This window comes from Proteiniphilum sp. UBA5384 (assembly GCF_002410825.1).
Lineage (GTDB): Bacteria > Bacteroidota > Bacteroidia > Bacteroidales > Dysgonomonadaceae > Proteiniphilum.
In genome coordinates this window covers 9,085-25,763 of record NZ_DHOS01000073.1, presented here as the reverse complement: position 1 = coordinate 25,763, position 16,679 = coordinate 9,085, and the positions used below count along the sequence as shown (strand labels likewise).

Genomic DNA, 16,679 nt, shown 5'->3' with positions numbered 1-16,679 from the left:
GCGATGACCATCGGATCGGGACAGTCAAAGCCTGCTATCCGCGGCCTCGGGTTTAACCGGATGATCGTGACTGAAAACGGGATAAAGCACGAGGGGCAGCAATGGGGCGAAGACCACGGGCTGGAGATAGACCAGTTCTCAGTGGATGAGGTGGAAATTATAAAAGGGCCGGGATCTCTTCTGTATGGCTCGGACGCTATTGGCGGAGTGATCCAGCTTCGTAATAGTTATATTCCCACAGGAAAAGCCGAGGGCAATATCAACCTCTACGGAAGAAGCAACAACGGGTCGATGGGAGTTTCGGGACAGGCCGGCGGGCGGTTCAACAAGTGGTATTACAAAGTAAACGCCACCTATATGGATTATGCAGACTATAAAGTGCCGGCCGACAGCATACAATATTACTCTTATCATATTCAATTAAAGAATCGTCGTTTACGGAATACTGCGGGTAGAGACCGGAATGCCGGAGCCACACTGGGTTTCGTCGGAAACAGCTTCCGTACCCGCCTGCTGGTTTCGAATATCAATGTCCGGAGCGGTTTCTTCGCCGATGCGCACGGATTAGAAGTGAGGCTATCTGATATAGATTACGACAAATCTTCCAGGGATATCGACCTGCCCTATCATTCTGTTAACCACTTCAAATTAGTCAATAATTCGGCATGGCGTACCGGCAGCATCACCTGGGAAAGCAATATAGGATTCCAGAAGAATCTCAGGAAAGAATTCTCCGAACCGGTGTCGCATGGATACATGCCGATACCTCCCAACGCATTGGAACGTCAATTCGACAAAAGCACCTATACCGCCTCTGCCCTTGTCAGGATGCCGGTGAAGGATCGGATCAGCCTGCAATCGGGGCTTTCGATGGAGCACCAGGACAATGAAAGGGGTGGATGGGGATTTGTGATCCCTGATTTTCGCACGACCAGCATGGGGTTGTTTGTCTATGGTCGGTACCATATTTCAGACAATTTGATCCTCAGTTCGGGTATACGCGGCGATAAAGTAAGCGTGCATATCGATAGTTACCGGGACTGGTATGAAACACCCGATGAGGATGGCAACCCGGTATACAAAGAACGGGCATCCGATTTACGAAAAACATTCGACAGTTTCACATGGTCGGCAGGAGTAAATTATCAACAGGACAAATGGATGCTGAAGGCCCATATCGGCAAAAGTTTCCGGGCACCTACTCCCAAGGAATTGGGTTCAGACGGGGTAAATTATCATATCTTCCGCTATGAGAAAGGGGATAAAAGCCTGAAGGCAGAAGAGTCCTACCAGGCTGACTTGGGAATCAGCCGGCAAAACCATATGCTGACAATCCGATGGGAACCCTTCTTGAATTACTTTCCCAATTATATCTACCTGAACCCCACTCCGGAGTATTACGAAGGACTACAGATGTATCACTATGCACAGGCAAAGGTGATCCGCTATGGTTTTGAAACGGATGTGGAGTTACGCATCACCCGGCAACTCACCCTGGGAATGCAAGCGGAATACCTGTATGCAAAACAACTTTCAGGAGACAAAAAAGGGTATTCCCTCCCTTTTTCACCACCCTGGTCAACCAACTTCAGTATCGGTTATCATCCGGGAAAAGGATTGCTCGGTGTCGACGGGGATATACTATTGGAGTACAAGGTAACCGGCGCACAAAACAGGATTGTTCCCCCGGAAGAGAAAACGGAAGGCTACCAACTGCTCAACCTGTCGTTGGGACGTAGCTGGCCGGTAAAGGGAAACAGCATCAAATTACGGTTACAGGCACAGAACCTGTTGAACAAAAGATATTTTGATCATACCGGGTTTTACCGGTTGATTGATGTTCCCGAACCGGGGCGAAATATTTCGGTCTTCCTGGGATTTAGTTTTTAATGAATCGAATATTTGGTTGAAACTAAATCGGAGACCTATAGATATTTTGTGGGGACCCATTGTTCGCAATGAGCGTACAAAGAGTCGTTAGCGAAGCGACTTCAACTCTTGTAGCGAATAAGGACTAAAATGGGTCACAAAATATCGGCAGTCGGATGATTTAGTTTCAATCACCATAATTATAAACCATTTAAAATTTTATTCGTATGAACAGAAAATTATTCCTGGGAGCAATGCTTCTTCTCAGCGCTAACGCCCTATTTTTCTCCTCCTGTGAGGATGATAACGATAAGCCTTTGTTGCCTATGGTCAAAATCACCGAAGTGGGTTCCGGGCATTCGAATGACGGAATTGGATACGCCGGCTCAGACGTACATATTAATGCCGAGATTATCGCCGAAGGGTTGATCGAAAGTATTACGGCAGAAATTCATCAGGAGGATGGAAATTTTGAATTCCAGGAAGTGTATACTGACGCCAAAGGCTTAAAAAATACCACATTCCATAAGCATCTGGATATTCCTAAAGAAGCACCGGAAGGTGAATACCATCTACATCTGGTCGTCAAAGACCAACAGGGTCAAACCGGTATGGATGAAGCACACCTGATCATAAAACCGGCGTCCGACAATGAAGATGATGGAGATGACCACGATCATTCTCGCTAATTGAAAAATCGGCGTATGGTCACCGGTCTTATCGTTGGCCATACGCTTTAAAAAGACAATATATGATCCGTAAAACATTATTTTACCTTGCCGTCTTTTTGTGGCTGCTCTCATGCAGCCAGGATGATGATCTCGATATGGAGAAGCCGGTGATCGACATGAACGGTGCATTGGCATTTCCTTTGACCTGCGATGTAGTATACAGGGGGGAGAGTTTTACCTTTAAAGCGCTTTTTACCGATAATGAGGAATTAGGGAATTACAATATCGAAATCCATAACAATTTCGATCATCACTCCCATAGCACCGATGATGTGGAGTGTGAACCGGATGAGAAGAAAAATCCTGTAAAACCTTTTATTTACAATAAGGATTTTAGCATTCCCTCGGGGTTGGTCTCTTATGAAGCCGAGAACAATATCTTTGTTCCCGAAGATGTAGACACCGGTGATTACCACTTTATGGTACGGCTGACCGACAAATCAGGCTGGCAACAACTGAAAGCCGTCGGTATAAAAATAAGGGACCGGAATTAATAGAGGGAGGGCTCCTCCATATATTTTACCGGCACTACTGCAAGGCTTTATAGAACTGCAATTCGCTGTGTAACCGTTCTATTTGCGATTGTAAGGATCGCACTCTTTCCAGCATGTTGCGGAGCGCATCGATGCCGGGCACATTGATGTCCATCTCGTAGTGCCACCGGATAAACTGCTCCAGGTCGGAAAGGTCGTCGTATTCTATAAACCTATTGTCATCCTGGTCAATTACATGAATCAGTCCCACGTCGCTGAGCGATTCAATAAACGACTCTTCTATTTCATAGATCCTCAGACATTCGCTATATAGTAATCTGTTTCCACTCATGATTTCCTGATTTTTGATAATTCGGTGAATAGCTCTTTTTCTCTGTCAGAAAGGTGTTCAGGCAGATGCACTTTCAGTGTCACATACAAATCACCGAAACGTCCGTCTTTCTTATACAAGGGAAATCCTTTACCCTTTAGCCGCAATCTGGCATTGGGTTGGGTACCCGGCTTAATGGTCATTTTCACCTGTCCGTCAATGGTATTGATCATTGCCTCTCCCCCCAACACGGCCGTATAGAGTTCGATGGAGGCATCGGCGTACAGATCATCTCCCAGACGTTTAAAGACAGGATCATCCTCAATGGTGAAGGTGATATAGAGATCGCCGTTGGGACCTCCATTTATACCCGGTTGCCCGTATCCAGCCAGTTTGATCTTCTGTCCGTCGGCCACACCCGCAGGAATAGTGATACGCACATTCTTCCCGTCGATCGACAAAGTCTGCTGGTGCGTTTGCATGGCTTGACGAAGCGTCAGGCGCAATTCCGACTGATAGTCCGCCCCTTTGAACCTGTTACGGCCCCCTCCTCCGGCCCGCCGGCTGCTAAAACCGCTGCCGAACATGGAATGAAAAAAGTCCGAGAAATCATCATCCGAGAAATCACCTTCGGTATAAAATGTCTGCCCGCCCTGACTGCTCCATTGCTGTTGACGGTGACCCTGCTGCTGTTGCTGCCGGTATTGCTGCTCCGCTTTTTCATACTCTTCGCCATGCTTCCAGTTCTCGCCGTACTTGTCATACTTGGCACGCTTTTCCGGATCGCTTAACACCTCATTGGCTTCATTCAGTTCCTGGAATTTCTTCTGTGCTTCCTTGTCATTCGGATTCAGGTCGGGGTGTAACTTACGCGCCAGCTTGCGGTAAGCTTTCTTGATATCATCTGCCGACGCATTCCTGTCGACTCCCAAAATCTTGTAATAATCAATATATGCCATTTTTCTTGCGTATTGAAAAACAGCCCTATACCTAAATCACGGTTTTCCGTGACCGGCATAAAGCTGTCATTATCATGCTAAACTTAATGATATGGATCAACGGGTTGCCTTGACAGCCTCCTCAATAGCTTTACTGAATACCGGCAAATCGCCCGGTACTCTCGATGTGATCAAGTTACCATCTATAGACAGTGCCTCATCCACATAATTCGCACCGACTTCTTCCAGTTCCTCCCGAATAGATCCTACGCCTGTAGTGGTCACGCCTTTAAGTACTCCTGCAGTAGCCAATACCTGAGGACCATGACAAATGGCAGCTACGGGTTTACCGGAATTGTAAAAGTTTCTGGCAAACTCTACTACCGTGGGATCTTGTCTCAATGCAGCAGGTGCTTTTCCACCCGGCAGTACCAACACATCAAAATCGTCGATGTTCACTTCACCGACTTTTTTTTGCACAACTATTTCAAAATCGCTGTTATAAGCTTTCACCCGCCCCGTCTCAGGACCTATCACTGTAATATCCATATCTTTATTTTCCAGATAACCGATAGGCATATAAGCCTCGGCATCCTGAAACCCTTCAGTTAGTAATACTGCTACCTGAGGGCGGCTCTCTGTACGTAAACCCTGCGCAACCGCTTCCGATTGCCTCTCTCCGTTGCTACCGCCACCGGTGCATCCGGCGGCAAATGATATAATCCCTGACATAAATAACGCATTTAAAATGAAACTTTTCATACTGATTAATATTATGGGTCTGAAATTGAAATATCAAATCCAACCATAGGGTTAACATCTGTTTTTCTGATATTGTTCACTCCCGCTTTAAGATTGAATTCCCATACCTGGAAAACCAAAACTCTCCAAGCCCATAGTCCCCCCATTCAGTAATTTAGAAAAACATCCGGAATGTTTATCCGTTCAAAAATAGGATGAAACATTTGGATTTTAATCTTATTCCTTAAGAGCCTGCTCCAAATCGGCAATCAGGTCATCCGCATCTTCAAGGCCGACAGAAAAACGGAAAATACCTTCACCGGCAAACCTGTTCCAGGAATCCAACTGCGCAGGAGTGGAAAGATGAAAAGACGTCTCATGCAAATTCTTGCTATCCATATAGAATATAAGGGAACGGTGGTGTCCTAATGAGACAGCATAGTGGATGATTTGCAATTCTTCTGCAAACCTTTGTGCCATTTCCCGCCCGTTTTCGACTTGAAATGTGATCATACCCGAGAAATTTTTCATCTGTCGCCGAGCCAGCTCATATTGGGGATGGGAAGGCAATCCGGGATAGATTACACGCTTTACCTTAGGGTGCTTCTCCAGATAGGTAGCAATCTTCAACGCATTCTCCTGATGGGCACGCATACGAATCGGGAAAGTGGCCAATCCCCTTAAAATCAACCAGGCATTGAACGGACTCAATATTCCTCCCAGGCGTATCGCCGTTTTTTTCCGTAATGATAACAAATCGTCTTTCTTACCCAGTACAACACCGCCCAAAGCATCTCCATGTCCTCCAAGATATTTGGTGAGGGAATGAATTACCAGATCGGCACCCAATGTCAACGGCTTGGTAGCCACGGGAGTGGCAAAAGTTGAATCTACCACCAATTTGGCGCCGGCCTTATGCGTGATTTCCGCAACGGCCGCAATATCGGTCAGGCGGAGTAACGGATTACAGGGTGTTTCAATATAGACCAGCCGCGTATTGGGTTGAATCGCATTCTTAATCGCGTTCAGGTCGGAAGTGTCTACTTTGGTGATCCCGATACCCAGACCCGGGATCATCTCATTGGTCAATTCCGACATAGCGGCATAAGCTACATCCGTTACCACGGCATGGTCACCGCTCTTCAACAGATGGAATAGTAAGGCAGAGATCGCTCCCATACCGCTGTCAAAAGCCACACCCATTTCCGCCTCTTCCAGCACAGCCAATTTTTCTTCCAACTGGTGTATGGTGGGATTTCCCCAACGGGTGTACATCCATGAATCGCCTTCCTTCATATTCTCTGCCGAAAATCCGGAATCGGCATCGGTTACGAACGTGGTAGACATCACTAAGTTGGGAGAAGAGGCACGTGTTACGGGATCGGGAAATTCTCCCGCATGGACCGCCTTTGTCTGTTCTCCGGTTTTCGAGAATTCTATTTTTTCTGACATATCAGTAATTTTAAATTTATAACAAAAGAGTCATGAAGCAATGCATTGACATGAATGACATATATGATACAATGGGAAGGTATCCTCCTTTTGAGTAAACATATTATTCGGTCTTTTGTTTCTTTGGATTGTCATTCGGCATCTCCATGGAACGGCCCAACCCCAACGGTTCAAAGTTAAAAGTTAGATTTTTTACCATTCCTCAATGGATAATAAACCTCTATATTTTGTACATTTGTATCGTAAGGGTCGTATATCCAAACCCCGGAAAAAAATGAAAGTAGAAATTATAACCATCGGTGATGAAATCCTTATCGGACAGATCATCGAGACCAATTCTGCCTGGATGGCAGCAGAACTCACCAAGGCGGGATTCGAGGTAACCCACATTCATTCCGTCGGCGATTCTGCACAAACTATTATCGACGCAATCGATCTGGCTTTTTCACGTTCCGACATCTTGTTACTGACAGGAGGGATCGGACCCACTCATGACGATATAACCAAAAATACCCTGTGCCGTTATTTCAATACGGAGCTGATCTTCAGTAATGAGGTTTTGGAAAATATATTGAATATCTTCGCCCACCGTAATATTTCGCTCAACGAATTAACGCGTAACCAGGCTCTTGTTCCTGAAGGCTGCACCGTAATCCAGAATAAAACAGGTACAGCCCCTATCCTATGGTTCCAGAGACAACAGAAGGTACTGGTCTCGATGCCGGGTGTCCCTTTTGAGATGGAGACGACCATGACAGACGATATAATTCCCCGTTTGAAATTACAGTTTCATCTGGAGAAATATCTCAAAGAATCGTTTTTAGTTGCGGGAATCACCGAGTCGGCGTTGGCTATGCGGCTTTCAGAATTCGAGAAAGAACTTCCCAATGGAATTTCGCTGGCCTACCTGCCTTTGTACGGATTGATCAAACTCAGATTATTTACTCGTAATACAGCAAATCCGGGGCTCCTCCAAGAACAGAAAGAACTCTTTCAGGAACAGACAGCGCTCTTTCAGGAACAGTCGGAAAAACTGAGAAATCTTATTGTAGACCTATTAGTCTCGGAAAATGAAAAATTGCTGGAAGAACTTTTGGGTGAGAAACTGCAAATGAGACAACTCACAATTTCCACTGCCGAAAGTTGTACCGGAGGATTGGTTGCCCACAAAATAACATCGGTGGCCGGCGCCTCTGCTTATTTTACGGGGAGCGTTGTCTCATACAGCAATGAAGTAAAGGAGCGTATTTTGGACGTCAATAAAAGCGATCTCGATACTTTTGGTGCAGTAAGTGAAGAAGTGGTGGTGCAAATGGCCCGGAACTGTGCGGAATTACTAAAAACCGACTGCGCCATCGCTGTCTCGGGTATTGCCGGTCCGACCGGTGGTTCGGAAGAAAAACCCGTAGGCACAGTATGGATTTGCACCTATTGCCGGGGTAAAAGCATCGCGAAAAAATACAATGTGGGCAATTCCCGCCGTGAGAATATTGAACGTTCCGCCAACATGGCAATACTACAGATGCTGAAAATGATGTGATGATGTGATGATGTAATGATGCGATGATATGTGCTATAGCCCCAAGTACATATCCTTTTGCTTTTCCGTTCATTGTTATATTTTGAATAAACGGATGTAAAAGTAATATTCTTTCCACTCATTCGATTTCAGTATCCAATTTTCTAAGCGTATCTTTGCACCCTCAAAAAAATGAAACAAACATGGTATCAGTTGACGGATTAGCCGTAGAATTCGGGGGAGCAACTTTATTTTCTGACATTTCTTTTGTCATCAATCCCAAAGACCGGATTGCCCTGATGGGTAAGAACGGTGCGGGAAAATCCACCTTATTGAAAATTCTGGCAGGCGTGAGACAACCCACCAGGGGAAAAGTTTCCATGCCCAAGGATTTCACCGTTGCGTACCTGCCGCAGCATCTGATGACAGAAGACGGACGTACCGTTTTTGAAGAAACGGCACAAGCCTTTTCGCGTATCCATCAGTTGGAACAGGAAATTGAACACATCAACAACGAACTTACCGTACGCACCGATTACGAGTCGGATGAATATATGCAACTCATCGAGCGGGTCTCAGCCTTGAGCGAAAAATTTTATAGCGTTGAAGAGATCAATTATGATGCTGTCGTGGAGAAAACACTGCTCGGATTGGGATTCAACCGCAGCGATTTCAACCGGATGACATCTGAATTCAGCGGCGGGTGGCGTATGCGCATCGAACTGGCGAAGATCCTTCTACAGGATCCTGATCTTATTTTACTGGACGAGCCGACCAACCATCTCGATATCGATTCCGTGGAATGGTTCGAAGATTTCCTTATCAACAGCGCCAAAGCTGTGGTTGTTATTTCGCATGACCGTGCGTTTGTGGATAATATCACCAACCGCACCATTGAAGTGACCATGGGACGTATCTACGACTACAAGGCAACTTATTCACGCTACCTCGAATTGCGAAAAGAACGCCGCGAACAGCAACAAAAGCAGTACGACGACCAACAGAAAATGATTGCTGAGACCAAAGAGTTTATCGAACGGTTCAAGGGTACCTATTCAAAAACCCTACAGGTACAATCACGTGTAAAAATGCTGGAAAAACTGGAGTTGGTGGAAGTGGATGAAGTGGATACATCGGCCTTGAAACTGCGGTTTCCCCCTGCCCCACGTTCGGGAAGCTATCCCGTGATTACCGAAAATGTTAGCAAATCATACGACGAAAAACTGATTTTCAGCAATGTGACTCTCACCATCGAACGGGGAGAAAAAGTGGCATTCGTCGGTCGCAACGGTGAAGGGAAATCCACCCTTGTGAAATGTATCATGGGTGAAACCGGGTTTGGAGGAGATCTGCAACTGGGACACAACGTGAAGATCGGTTATTTTGCACAAAACCAGGCATCGCTTCTGGACGAAGAGTTGACCGTTTTCCAGACCATCGACGATATTGCCGTGGGCGATATCAGGACAAAGATCAGGGACATTCTGGGAGCGTTCATGTTTGGCCGGGAAGATATCGACAAAAAAGTAAAAGTTCTCTCCGGAGGTGAGCGTACACGGCTGGCAATGATCAGACTGCTACTCGAACCGGTCAACCTGTTGATCCTCGATGAGCCGACCAACCATCTCGACCTGAAGACCAAAGATATCCTGAAACAGGCGCTGATCGATTTCGACGGTACGCTGATCGTAGTGTCGCACGACCGCGATTTCCTCAACGGATTAGTAAAAAAAGTGTACGAATTCGGCAACCAAAAAGTAACCGAACACCTCGAAGACATCTACGGATTCCTGACTAAAAAGAAGATGGAGAACTTAAGGGAAATCGAGAGGAAATGACCCCACGCTGAACATGTCATATTCAGACCGGGCGCCATCCAGAAAATTAGGACGAACAAAATTGTAACAATTTATATTACAATTAAAAAATTATGCTTATATTTGCACCCGATATGAATAATACAAGATTTGCAACGGCCATCCATATTTTGACCCTTCTGGCAAACTCTCCCGATGAATGGTTAAGTTCAGACTGGATTGCGGGAAGCATTAATATCAATCCGGTGATTGTCCGGAAGGAATTGGGCATATTGCAAAATTCCGGTCTTGTAATCAGCCGGAAAGGCAAAGAAGGCGGTTCAAAATTAAATAAACCGAGTGACGAGATCTCATTGGCGGAGATTTATCTCTCAGTGAAGAACTCGGAAGTTTTGGGAAAAAAGAATTTACACCCCAATCCTAAGTGTCCTGTAGGGAAGGATATAAATGAGAACCTTGAAAAGCTGTTTACAGAGATTAGTCATGTGGTGATCGATTCCCTCAGGCATAAAACATTGAAAGATTTTGTGAAACAATTTCACTGATTTTTTTATCTATATATGTAACAACTATTATTACAATTTAAAATTTTAATGTATGAAAACAGGAATTACAGGAGCTACCGGACAGTTAGGACATCTGGTGGTAGAGAGTTTAAAGAGAAAAGTGGCCGCTGAGAATCTCGTGGCATTAGTACGCACGCCTGAAAAGGCATCAGACCTGGGCATTGAAACCCGCGCATTCGATTACGAAAAACCGGAAGGTTTAATAGAATCATTGCAAGGTATCGACCATTTATTACTTATATCGGGCAATGAAATCGGGAAGCGCAAACACCAACATGAAAATGTAATAAATGCCGCAAAACAAGCCGGAGTAAAATGGATCGTATATACCAGCCTGTTACATGCGGACAAGTCGACTTTGAGTTTGGCAGGAGAGCATAAAGCTACAGAAGAGGCTTTGAAAGCATCCGGGATCGCCTACACTCTTTTACGGAACGGATGGTATACCGAAAATTATACGAACTCTGTTCCCGGAGCGGTGAAAGCCGGCGTCCTTGTCGGCAGTGCCGGTGAAGGAAAAATCTCTTCGGCCACCCGCGGAGATTTTGCTGAAGCAGCAGCCGTTGTATTGGCAAGTGAAAACCAGGAAGGGAAAGTGTACGAATTAGCTGGCGACGACTATTTCACATTGACAGACCTGGCTGCAGAGGTTTCCCGCCAGACCGGCAAAGATGTTCCCTATAAGAATCTTCCCGAAACAGAATATGCCGAAATGCTGAAAGGTTTCGGACTACCGGAAGAGGGAGCAAAAGCAATTGTAGGATTTGATACCGGAGCAGCCAAGAACGACCTGTTCGACGACAGCAAGCAACTTTCCCGGTTAATCGGCCGCCCCACAACTCCCCTGGCGCAAGTTGTAAAAGATATATTAGGGAGTTAAACAAAAGAACTGTCTCATAAGGAAACCATGCCTAATCCGCTGGTTTCCTTTATTTAATTACCTGATACCGTCCTTTTCCGAAGTAACGGATTGTTTCTCGATTTATTGAATATCATTCGACCGCGATCCGCTCCTTTTCTCAATTTCTTACGCTCTTCCTCGGGTAACCGTACCACATGCTTACACTCGTCGGAGCAGCAGCCGGCCATCTCCTCAGCACATTTCTTACACTGGATAAATAACAGGTGGCATCCCTCATTTTTGCAGTTAGTGTGCGTATCGCACGGCGCACCGCATTGGTGACAGCGGGCAATTACATCTTCCGATATTCTTTCTCCCAACCGTTCATCAAACACAAAATTCTTCCCGACAAACTTCACCGGAAGATTCTCTTCACGCGCCTTATGGACATACTCAATAATGCCCCCTTCGAGATGATATACATTTCTAAACCCGTTATGAAGCATATAGGCACTTGCCTTTTCGCAACGTATACCGCCCGTGCAATACATCACGATATTTTTGTTCTTGTGCTCTTTCAGCATTTCAACTGCCATCGGCAACTGCTCGCGGAAAGTATCGGATGGAACCTCAATCGCATTTTCAAAATGTCCCACCTCATATTCGTAATGGTTACGCATATCCACCACAATCGTATCGGGGTCTTGCGTGATCTCGTTATATTCTTTTGCCTTGAGATATTTTCCTGTTCTGGAAGGATCGAATGTCGGGTCATCAATACCGTCGGCCACCACTTTGTTGCGCACCTTCATCCGTAATACCCAAAACGATTTGCCATCATCATCCACCGCCACATTCAAACGGATACCGTCCAGTGCCGGATCGGCGGCATATAGGGTATCACGAAAAGCATCCATATTACCCTTGGGAACAGAGATTTGTCCGTTAATCCCCTCCTGTGCAATATAAACCCGACCGAACACTTTAATAGACTCGAACCGGGTATAAAGGTCATCCCTGAATTGTTGCGGGGCGGAAATATGAAAATATTTGTAGAATGAGACCGTGACACGAGGTTCGGTCTCCCGCAACATCTGCAGCTTAAGTTCAGCATTGGAAATACGATTATGGAGTACAGCCATATTAAATAAACTCTTTTGAAAAACTATCCTCTTGGAACAAAACGCAATCTCTTCATTCCAAACTGCGTTGAACAGGAGAATAGCCGGATTAAACTTTGTGAATAAAATGATAAACATACATTTGCCGAATTATCCCATTACCGGATAATTACATATTCGACAAGACAAAAATATAACAAAAAGATAGAATATTTAGTTTATTAACGTCCACCTATCCACCTATCCTGTTTCCATTTCATTTACGAAGGCATCTGGTTGGTTACAGTACAATTTTGTTCTTGTCCCACGTATTCTCTTCTTTCAATCACCATATTCCACCCTTTTCTGAGGGTCAGGTCGTAGACCGTATGATGTCCCCACCAGTCTTTTCCTGTACCGAAGATATTCACATCACGATCACAATAGATATATTCCAGTTCATAGTGTACATTTTCCGAACTCTCAGTCATATAAAGAAAGTTCGAAAAACTATTCTGCTCTGAGACATTACAAGCAATTTCCACAAATGCGACCGTCTTGGCTTCAGGATCACTTACCTCGAAACCACTGGGAAAATCCGATTGAATGTCTCCTAAAATTTCACGAGGGGGATTTTCAGGAAGCATCAACGTTGTTTTCTTTGCATTAAAGGGAACTTTCATACTGAACTTATTTTCACACCTCTGTGTTTGCATAAGAATAAAATTAACAGGATTGGATAACATCATATTATATTATTGCATACCTTTGCTTTAACAGATAACAAAAGTTTATATACCAATAAAAAATAGAAGATTATGGAGACAACGTATTGCCAAAGCTGTGGGATGCCACTGCAAAAAGAGGAAGAACTGGGAACAAATCATGATGGGAGCAAAAATGATGAATATTGTTGTTACTGTTTTCAGGATGGTACATTCACAATGGATTGCACCATGGACCAAATGATAGAACATTGTGCCCAATTTGTTGATGAGTTTAACAAAGACTCCGAAATCACTTATACCAAAGAGGAGTCCATAGCCAGTATGAAGACCTATTTTCCAACTCTTAAACGTTGGGCGGTTCATTAAAACCTAATATATAGAAGATTGAAAGCTCTTCCGGTACTGGTAGGGTGTAACCTCAAAGAAATTGAGGAACTGCCGGCGTAGGTTTTCGCTTGTTTTCAGTCCACAGTGATACGCTATCTCATCAAGAGACAATCGTGTTTCTATCAAATGCCTGCCCGCATTCTCCACTCGTAGTTTATTAATGAATTTTGCAGGAGTAATCCGTAATACCCGTACAAAAACCCGGGCAAAGTTACGCGGACTCATAGCGGCCTGTTCCGCCAGGTCTTCAACCGTAATATCTTCCCGTAAATGGTCCAATATCCACTCGCATACTTTCCGCATAGTAGGGTGTCCTATCTTTTTGCAATCCAGATAGGTATTGAACTGAGATTGATTTCCCGGACGTTTGAGGTACAGGACTAGCCATCGTGCCACATCCAGCGCAAAAGACTGCCCGAGGTCTTCCTCTATCAATGCCAATGCCAAATCCATACCCGAAGTAATTCCCGCTGCGGTATAGATATTCCCATCTTTAATAAAAATACGGGCTATCTGCACATCAATTGAAGGAAAGTCCTGTGCCAGTTCTTCGTTTTTCGACCAGTGGGCCGTTGCTTTTCTTCCGTCAAGTAGGCCCGCTTCGGCAAGGACGAAAGCACCGGAACATACCGAACATATCCGCCGAATACGCCCGGATTGGTTTTTCAACCATTCCAACATTGCTACTTTTTGACCGGGATCAAGATAACATCCCAATCCTGTAACAAGGATTGTATCAATCGGATAATCTATTTCAGTATAAGAACCTTCACTCAATATGGGTAAACCCGACGATGTATTTATCTGTTTTCCGTTATCCATCGATACAACATGCGTCTGATACCTGAAATTCATATCACCCCGCCCCGAATCAAAGAGATCTATCGCCTTGGCAAACACCTCCAATGGACCCACCGTAGTCAGCAACGTGGTATTTGGAGGAACCAAGAAAACTATATGCCTTATTCCTAATTGTTTATCCATCTATCCTTCATCATTCAAAAATTGTTTGGACTCTACGAGACACACTTTACCTTCTCCCTCTCTCCCCGCCTTTCCTCCTTGTCTCAATTTTAAATTCCTAAAAGTAGATATTCTTTCCTTATAACCCATCCTTTTTGGCAGGAATTACATATTTTTTGTCATTTCAGACAACAATAATATAACGTATCTTTGTAGCAGGAAAAAATATTGTATAACTTAAAACCAATTTATTATGAATACGATTAAAGTAGGTATTAACGGTTTTGGACGCATTGGGCGTTTGGTATTTCGTGCTGCTCAAAGCAGAAATGATATACAGATAGTGGGGATCAACGATCTGGTAGACGTTGAATATATGGCTTATATGCTGAAATATGACACTGTTCACGGTCAATTTGATGGGGTTATTGAAGTTAAAGACGGCAGGTTGATGGTAAACGGCAATCCGATAAGGGTAACATCGGAAAAAGATCCGGCTAACCTAAAGTGGGATGAGATAGGGGCTGAATATATAGTAGAATCCACCGGACTGTTCCTTACCAAGGAAAAAGCGCAGGGACATATTGCCGCAGGGGCTAAATATGTGGTCATGTCGGGCCCGTCTAAGGACGACACTCCGATGTTTGTTCCGGGAGTAAATGACGACAAGTATGTCAAAGGAACGCAATTCGTTTCAAACGCCTCTTGTACAACCAACTGCCTGGCGTTGGTAGCAAAAGTGCTGAATGATAAGTTTGGCATAGAAGAAGCTTTGATGAGTACCATACATTCGACTACAGCCTCTCAAAAAACGGTAGACGGTCCTTCGATGAAAGACTGGCGGGGAGGGCGCGCTGCAGCTTCTAACATCATCCCCTCTACCACAGGAGCCGCAAAAGCAGTAGGAAAGGTTATACCGGAACTGAACAGAAAACTCACAGGAATGTCGTTTCGCGTTCCAACCCTCGATGTTTCCGTGGTAGACCTTACAGCACGATTATCCACGCCCACCACCTACAAAGACATCTGCCAAGCCATGAAAGAGGCCTCGCAAGGTCCTTTAAAGGGCTATCTGGCATATACAGACGATGAAGTAGTATCATCCGATATGATCGGTAATCCGCACACAGCTATTTTCGATGAAAAGTCCGGGATTATGCTAAGTCCTACATTCGTTAAAATAGTTGCCTGGTACGATAACGAATGGGGTTTCTCCAGTAAAGTGCCCGATACGATTGCCTTTATGAAAAAAATGAACGGGTAAGGATATTCCTATCCGGAAATAAATAGAACAGGTTATATCGTTAAAGATACAGCCTGTTTTTATTATTCATACTATTTTTTCAACACATCACTTTTTTCAGCTTGAATAATCATCTCCTTTGCGTCTTCATCGAGTAAGAAACCTTCTGACTCCAGACCATGTACGACTTTGGTTACGGCGCGGCAACATATCCGTCGTGAGTGTCATCCGAGACCTTTTTTGTCCGGCTTCATCAAGGTGCCATCTGCAATAACACGATATTTACTGTCGGGCGGCGACGTACCTTTCAGCACCCATTGCTCAAGAGCAATCAGTAAAGCCCTGTGCGTTGGGATTTCTGCGAATGCCGCTCAATGGATTAATCCCGTCCGACGGACTATGCTTCGTATCGCTAAAAAGATAAATACGCACATTTTCGGGGATAGGCAGGTCACGCTGCCCTTCTCCATCAGTATGCGTCAGTGCCGCTCTCGACTGCCAGTATTCCGAAGAGGTGAACGTTTGCATAATCAACGGGCAGGCATTGTCATGCGCACATTGAGCGATATTCGGCGAGGACCAACATGCGCATTGATGCCATCAAACACTTTCCTGTTTTTTCATCGCATAATTGAATTTCTGGATTTGATAAATGCCCTTTGAGGTATTAAGCATGTCGGTATCCATAATCATATTTACAAAAATTACAAAGTTAATAAAATTGGTGCTTACATTACAAAAGGAACAGACTGCAGCTTGAACCTATTTAGTGATGTTATTATGATTAGTAGTATCTTTACTTCTTTACCTTTATTTATAAGGAACTTATAATCAGAACAAGTTGAATATTTTTCAAAAAATTCTCCTCAAAAATTTTGTAATTCTGAAAATATCCTTACCTTTGCACTCGCTATAGAAATGACAAGCCACAGTGGTGGGGAGTCTCGCAAGCAATTAAAATGGTGTGGTAGTTCAGCTGG

General features: G+C 44.5%; 17 protein-coding genes. 9 read left to right on the top strand and 8 right to left on the bottom strand.

All coding sequences use genetic code 11. The features are described from left to right. The 3 genes from B4G81_RS14195 to B4G81_RS14185 all read left to right on the top strand — a co-directional run. The coding region (locus B4G81_RS14195; RefSeq protein WP_294083624.1) for a TonB-dependent receptor at positions 1-1,890 on the top strand (1,890 nt) is incomplete at its 5' end. Between the two features lie 206 nt (positions 1,891-2,096). Beyond that, positions 2,097-2,558: a DUF4625 domain-containing protein gene (locus B4G81_RS14190; protein WP_294083622.1), complete on the top strand. Its 462-nt coding sequence runs from the start codon at positions 2,097-2,099 to the stop codon at positions 2,556-2,558. A 62-nt stretch (positions 2,559-2,620) separates the two neighbouring features. Further along, positions 2,621-3,094: a DUF4625 domain-containing protein gene (locus tag B4G81_RS14185; protein WP_294083620.1), complete on the top strand. Its 474-nt coding sequence runs from the start codon at positions 2,621-2,623 to the stop codon at positions 3,092-3,094. A 34-nt stretch (positions 3,095-3,128) separates the two neighbouring features. Here the strand turns inward: B4G81_RS14185 and B4G81_RS14180 are convergent, their stop codons facing one another. The 4 genes from B4G81_RS14180 to B4G81_RS14165 form a co-directional block, all read right to left on the bottom strand. Then, positions 3,129-3,425: a chaperone modulator CbpM gene (locus tag B4G81_RS14180; RefSeq protein WP_294083618.1), complete on the bottom strand. Its 297-nt coding sequence runs from the start codon at positions 3,423-3,425 to the stop codon at positions 3,129-3,131. Further along, positions 3,422-4,363, bottom strand: coding sequence for a J domain-containing protein (locus B4G81_RS14175; protein ID WP_294083616.1), 942 nt, complete (start codon positions 4,361-4,363; stop codon positions 3,422-3,424). Before B4G81_RS14175 ends, B4G81_RS14180 begins: the two co-directional genes overlap by 4 nt. 96 nt (positions 4,364-4,459) lie before the next feature. Next, on the bottom strand, positions 4,460-5,074 hold the full coding sequence (locus tag B4G81_RS14170) for a type 1 glutamine amidotransferase domain-containing protein (protein WP_294083614.1): 615 nt from the start codon (positions 5,072-5,074) through the stop codon (positions 4,460-4,462). Positions 5,075-5,320: 246 nt separating this feature from the next. Next, positions 5,321-6,535 carry a trans-sulfuration enzyme family protein gene (locus tag B4G81_RS14165; protein ID WP_294083612.1) on the bottom strand — a complete coding sequence of 405 codons (1,215 nt, stop codon included), beginning with the start codon at positions 6,533-6,535 and terminating at the stop codon, positions 5,321-5,323. A 274-nt stretch (positions 6,536-6,809) separates the two neighbouring features. Between B4G81_RS14165 and B4G81_RS14160 the strand changes: the two genes are divergently transcribed. The 4 genes from B4G81_RS14160 to B4G81_RS14145 all read left to right on the top strand — a co-directional run bounded on the left by B4G81_RS14160 (position 6,810) and on the right by B4G81_RS14145 (position 11,317). Then, positions 6,810-8,075: a CinA family nicotinamide mononucleotide deamidase-related protein gene (locus tag B4G81_RS14160; RefSeq protein WP_294083610.1), complete on the top strand. Its 1,266-nt coding sequence runs from the start codon at positions 6,810-6,812 to the stop codon at positions 8,073-8,075. 182 nt (positions 8,076-8,257) lie between these two features. Beyond that, complete coding sequence (locus B4G81_RS14155) at positions 8,258-9,892, top strand: ABC-F family ATP-binding cassette domain-containing protein (protein ID WP_294083608.1); 1,635 nt, start codon at positions 8,258-8,260, stop codon at positions 9,890-9,892. Between the two features lie 92 nt (positions 9,893-9,984). After that, a complete protein-coding gene (locus tag B4G81_RS14150) occupies positions 9,985-10,416 on the top strand; it encodes an Rrf2 family transcriptional regulator (RefSeq protein ID WP_294083606.1) in 432 nt (143 codons plus the stop codon). Between the two features lie 52 nt (positions 10,417-10,468). Next, positions 10,469-11,317, top strand: a complete 849-nt coding sequence (locus B4G81_RS14145) for an SDR family oxidoreductase (RefSeq protein ID WP_294083604.1) — start codon at positions 10,469-10,471, stop codon at positions 11,315-11,317. Positions 11,318-11,370: 53 nt separating this feature from the next. Here the strand turns inward: B4G81_RS14145 and B4G81_RS14140 are convergent, their stop codons facing one another. After that, the gene (locus B4G81_RS14140; RefSeq protein ID WP_294083602.1) at positions 11,371-12,420 is read right to left on the bottom strand and encodes a rhodanese-related sulfurtransferase; all 1,050 of its coding nucleotides are present in this window, start codon (positions 12,418-12,420) and stop codon (positions 11,371-11,373) included. 239 nt (positions 12,421-12,659) lie between these two features. After that, entirely contained in the window at positions 12,660-13,061 is a 402-nt protein-coding gene (locus B4G81_RS14135) for a hypothetical protein (RefSeq protein WP_294083600.1), read from the bottom strand. Positions 13,062-13,196: 135 nt separating this feature from the next. Between B4G81_RS14135 and B4G81_RS14130 the strand changes: the two genes are divergently transcribed. Then, positions 13,197-13,472 (top strand): zinc ribbon domain-containing protein, encoded by a 276-nt coding sequence (locus B4G81_RS14130; protein ID WP_294083598.1) that lies wholly within the window; start codon positions 13,197-13,199, stop codon positions 13,470-13,472. A gap of 3 nt (positions 13,473-13,475) precedes the next feature. On the opposite strand, the gene B4G81_RS14125 is transcribed toward B4G81_RS14130, so the two are convergent. Then, the gene (locus B4G81_RS14125; protein WP_294083596.1) at positions 13,476-14,477 is read right to left on the bottom strand and encodes a GlxA family transcriptional regulator; all 1,002 of its coding nucleotides are present in this window, start codon (positions 14,475-14,477) and stop codon (positions 13,476-13,478) included. 232 nt (positions 14,478-14,709) lie between these two features. Between B4G81_RS14125 and gap the strand changes: the two genes are divergently transcribed. Next, positions 14,710-15,720: a type I glyceraldehyde-3-phosphate dehydrogenase gene (gene gap / locus B4G81_RS14120; RefSeq protein WP_294083594.1), complete on the top strand. Its 1,011-nt coding sequence runs from the start codon at positions 14,710-14,712 to the stop codon at positions 15,718-15,720. Between the two features lie 300 nt (positions 15,721-16,020). Here gap and B4G81_RS14115 read toward each other — a convergent pair whose 3' ends face one another. Beyond that, positions 16,021-16,227, bottom strand: coding sequence for a hypothetical protein (locus tag B4G81_RS14115; RefSeq protein WP_294083592.1), 207 nt, complete (start codon positions 16,225-16,227; stop codon positions 16,021-16,023). Positions 16,228-16,679 lie beyond the last annotated feature (452 nt).

Excerpts from the sequence above, each read along its gene's own strand:
- B4G81_RS14190 (WP_294083622.1), top strand. The coding sequence starts at position 2,097 with ATGAACAGAAAATTATTCCTGGGAGCAATGCTTCTTCTCAGCGCTAAC.
- B4G81_RS14185 (WP_294083620.1), top strand. The coding sequence starts at position 2,621 with ATGATCCGTAAAACATTATTTTACCTTGCCGTCTTTTTGTGGCTGCTC.
- B4G81_RS14180 (WP_294083618.1), bottom strand. The coding sequence starts at position 3,425 with ATGAGTGGAAACAGATTACTATATAGCGAATGTCTGAGGATCTATGAA.
- B4G81_RS14175 (WP_294083616.1), bottom strand. The coding sequence starts at position 4,363 with ATGGCATATATTGATTATTACAAGATTTTGGGAGTCGACAGGAATGCG.
- B4G81_RS14170 (WP_294083614.1), bottom strand. The coding sequence starts at position 5,074 with ATGTCAGGGATTATATCATTTGCCGCCGGATGCACCGGTGGCGGTAGC.
- B4G81_RS14165 (WP_294083612.1), bottom strand. The coding sequence starts at position 6,535 with ATGTCAGAAAAAATAGAATTCTCGAAAACCGGAGAACAGACAAAGGCG.
- B4G81_RS14160 (WP_294083610.1), top strand. The coding sequence starts at position 6,810 with ATGAAAGTAGAAATTATAACCATCGGTGATGAAATCCTTATCGGACAG.
- B4G81_RS14155 (WP_294083608.1), top strand. The coding sequence starts at position 8,258 with ATGGTATCAGTTGACGGATTAGCCGTAGAATTCGGGGGAGCAACTTTA.
- B4G81_RS14150 (WP_294083606.1), top strand. The coding sequence starts at position 9,985 with ATGCTTATATTTGCACCCGATATGAATAATACAAGATTTGCAACGGCC.
- B4G81_RS14145 (WP_294083604.1), top strand. The coding sequence starts at position 10,469 with ATGAAAACAGGAATTACAGGAGCTACCGGACAGTTAGGACATCTGGTG.
- B4G81_RS14140 (WP_294083602.1), bottom strand. The coding sequence starts at position 12,420 with ATGGCTGTACTCCATAATCGTATTTCCAATGCTGAACTTAAGCTGCAG.
- B4G81_RS14135 (WP_294083600.1), bottom strand. The coding sequence starts at position 13,061 with ATGAAAGTTCCCTTTAATGCAAAGAAAACAACGTTGATGCTTCCTGAA.
- B4G81_RS14130 (WP_294083598.1), top strand. The coding sequence starts at position 13,197 with ATGGAGACAACGTATTGCCAAAGCTGTGGGATGCCACTGCAAAAAGAG.
- B4G81_RS14125 (WP_294083596.1), bottom strand. The coding sequence starts at position 14,477 with ATGGATAAACAATTAGGAATAAGGCATATAGTTTTCTTGGTTCCTCCA.
- gap (WP_294083594.1), top strand. The coding sequence starts at position 14,710 with ATGAATACGATTAAAGTAGGTATTAACGGTTTTGGACGCATTGGGCGT.
- B4G81_RS14115 (WP_294083592.1), bottom strand. The coding sequence starts at position 16,227 with ATGCAAACGTTCACCTCTTCGGAATACTGGCAGTCGAGAGCGGCACTG.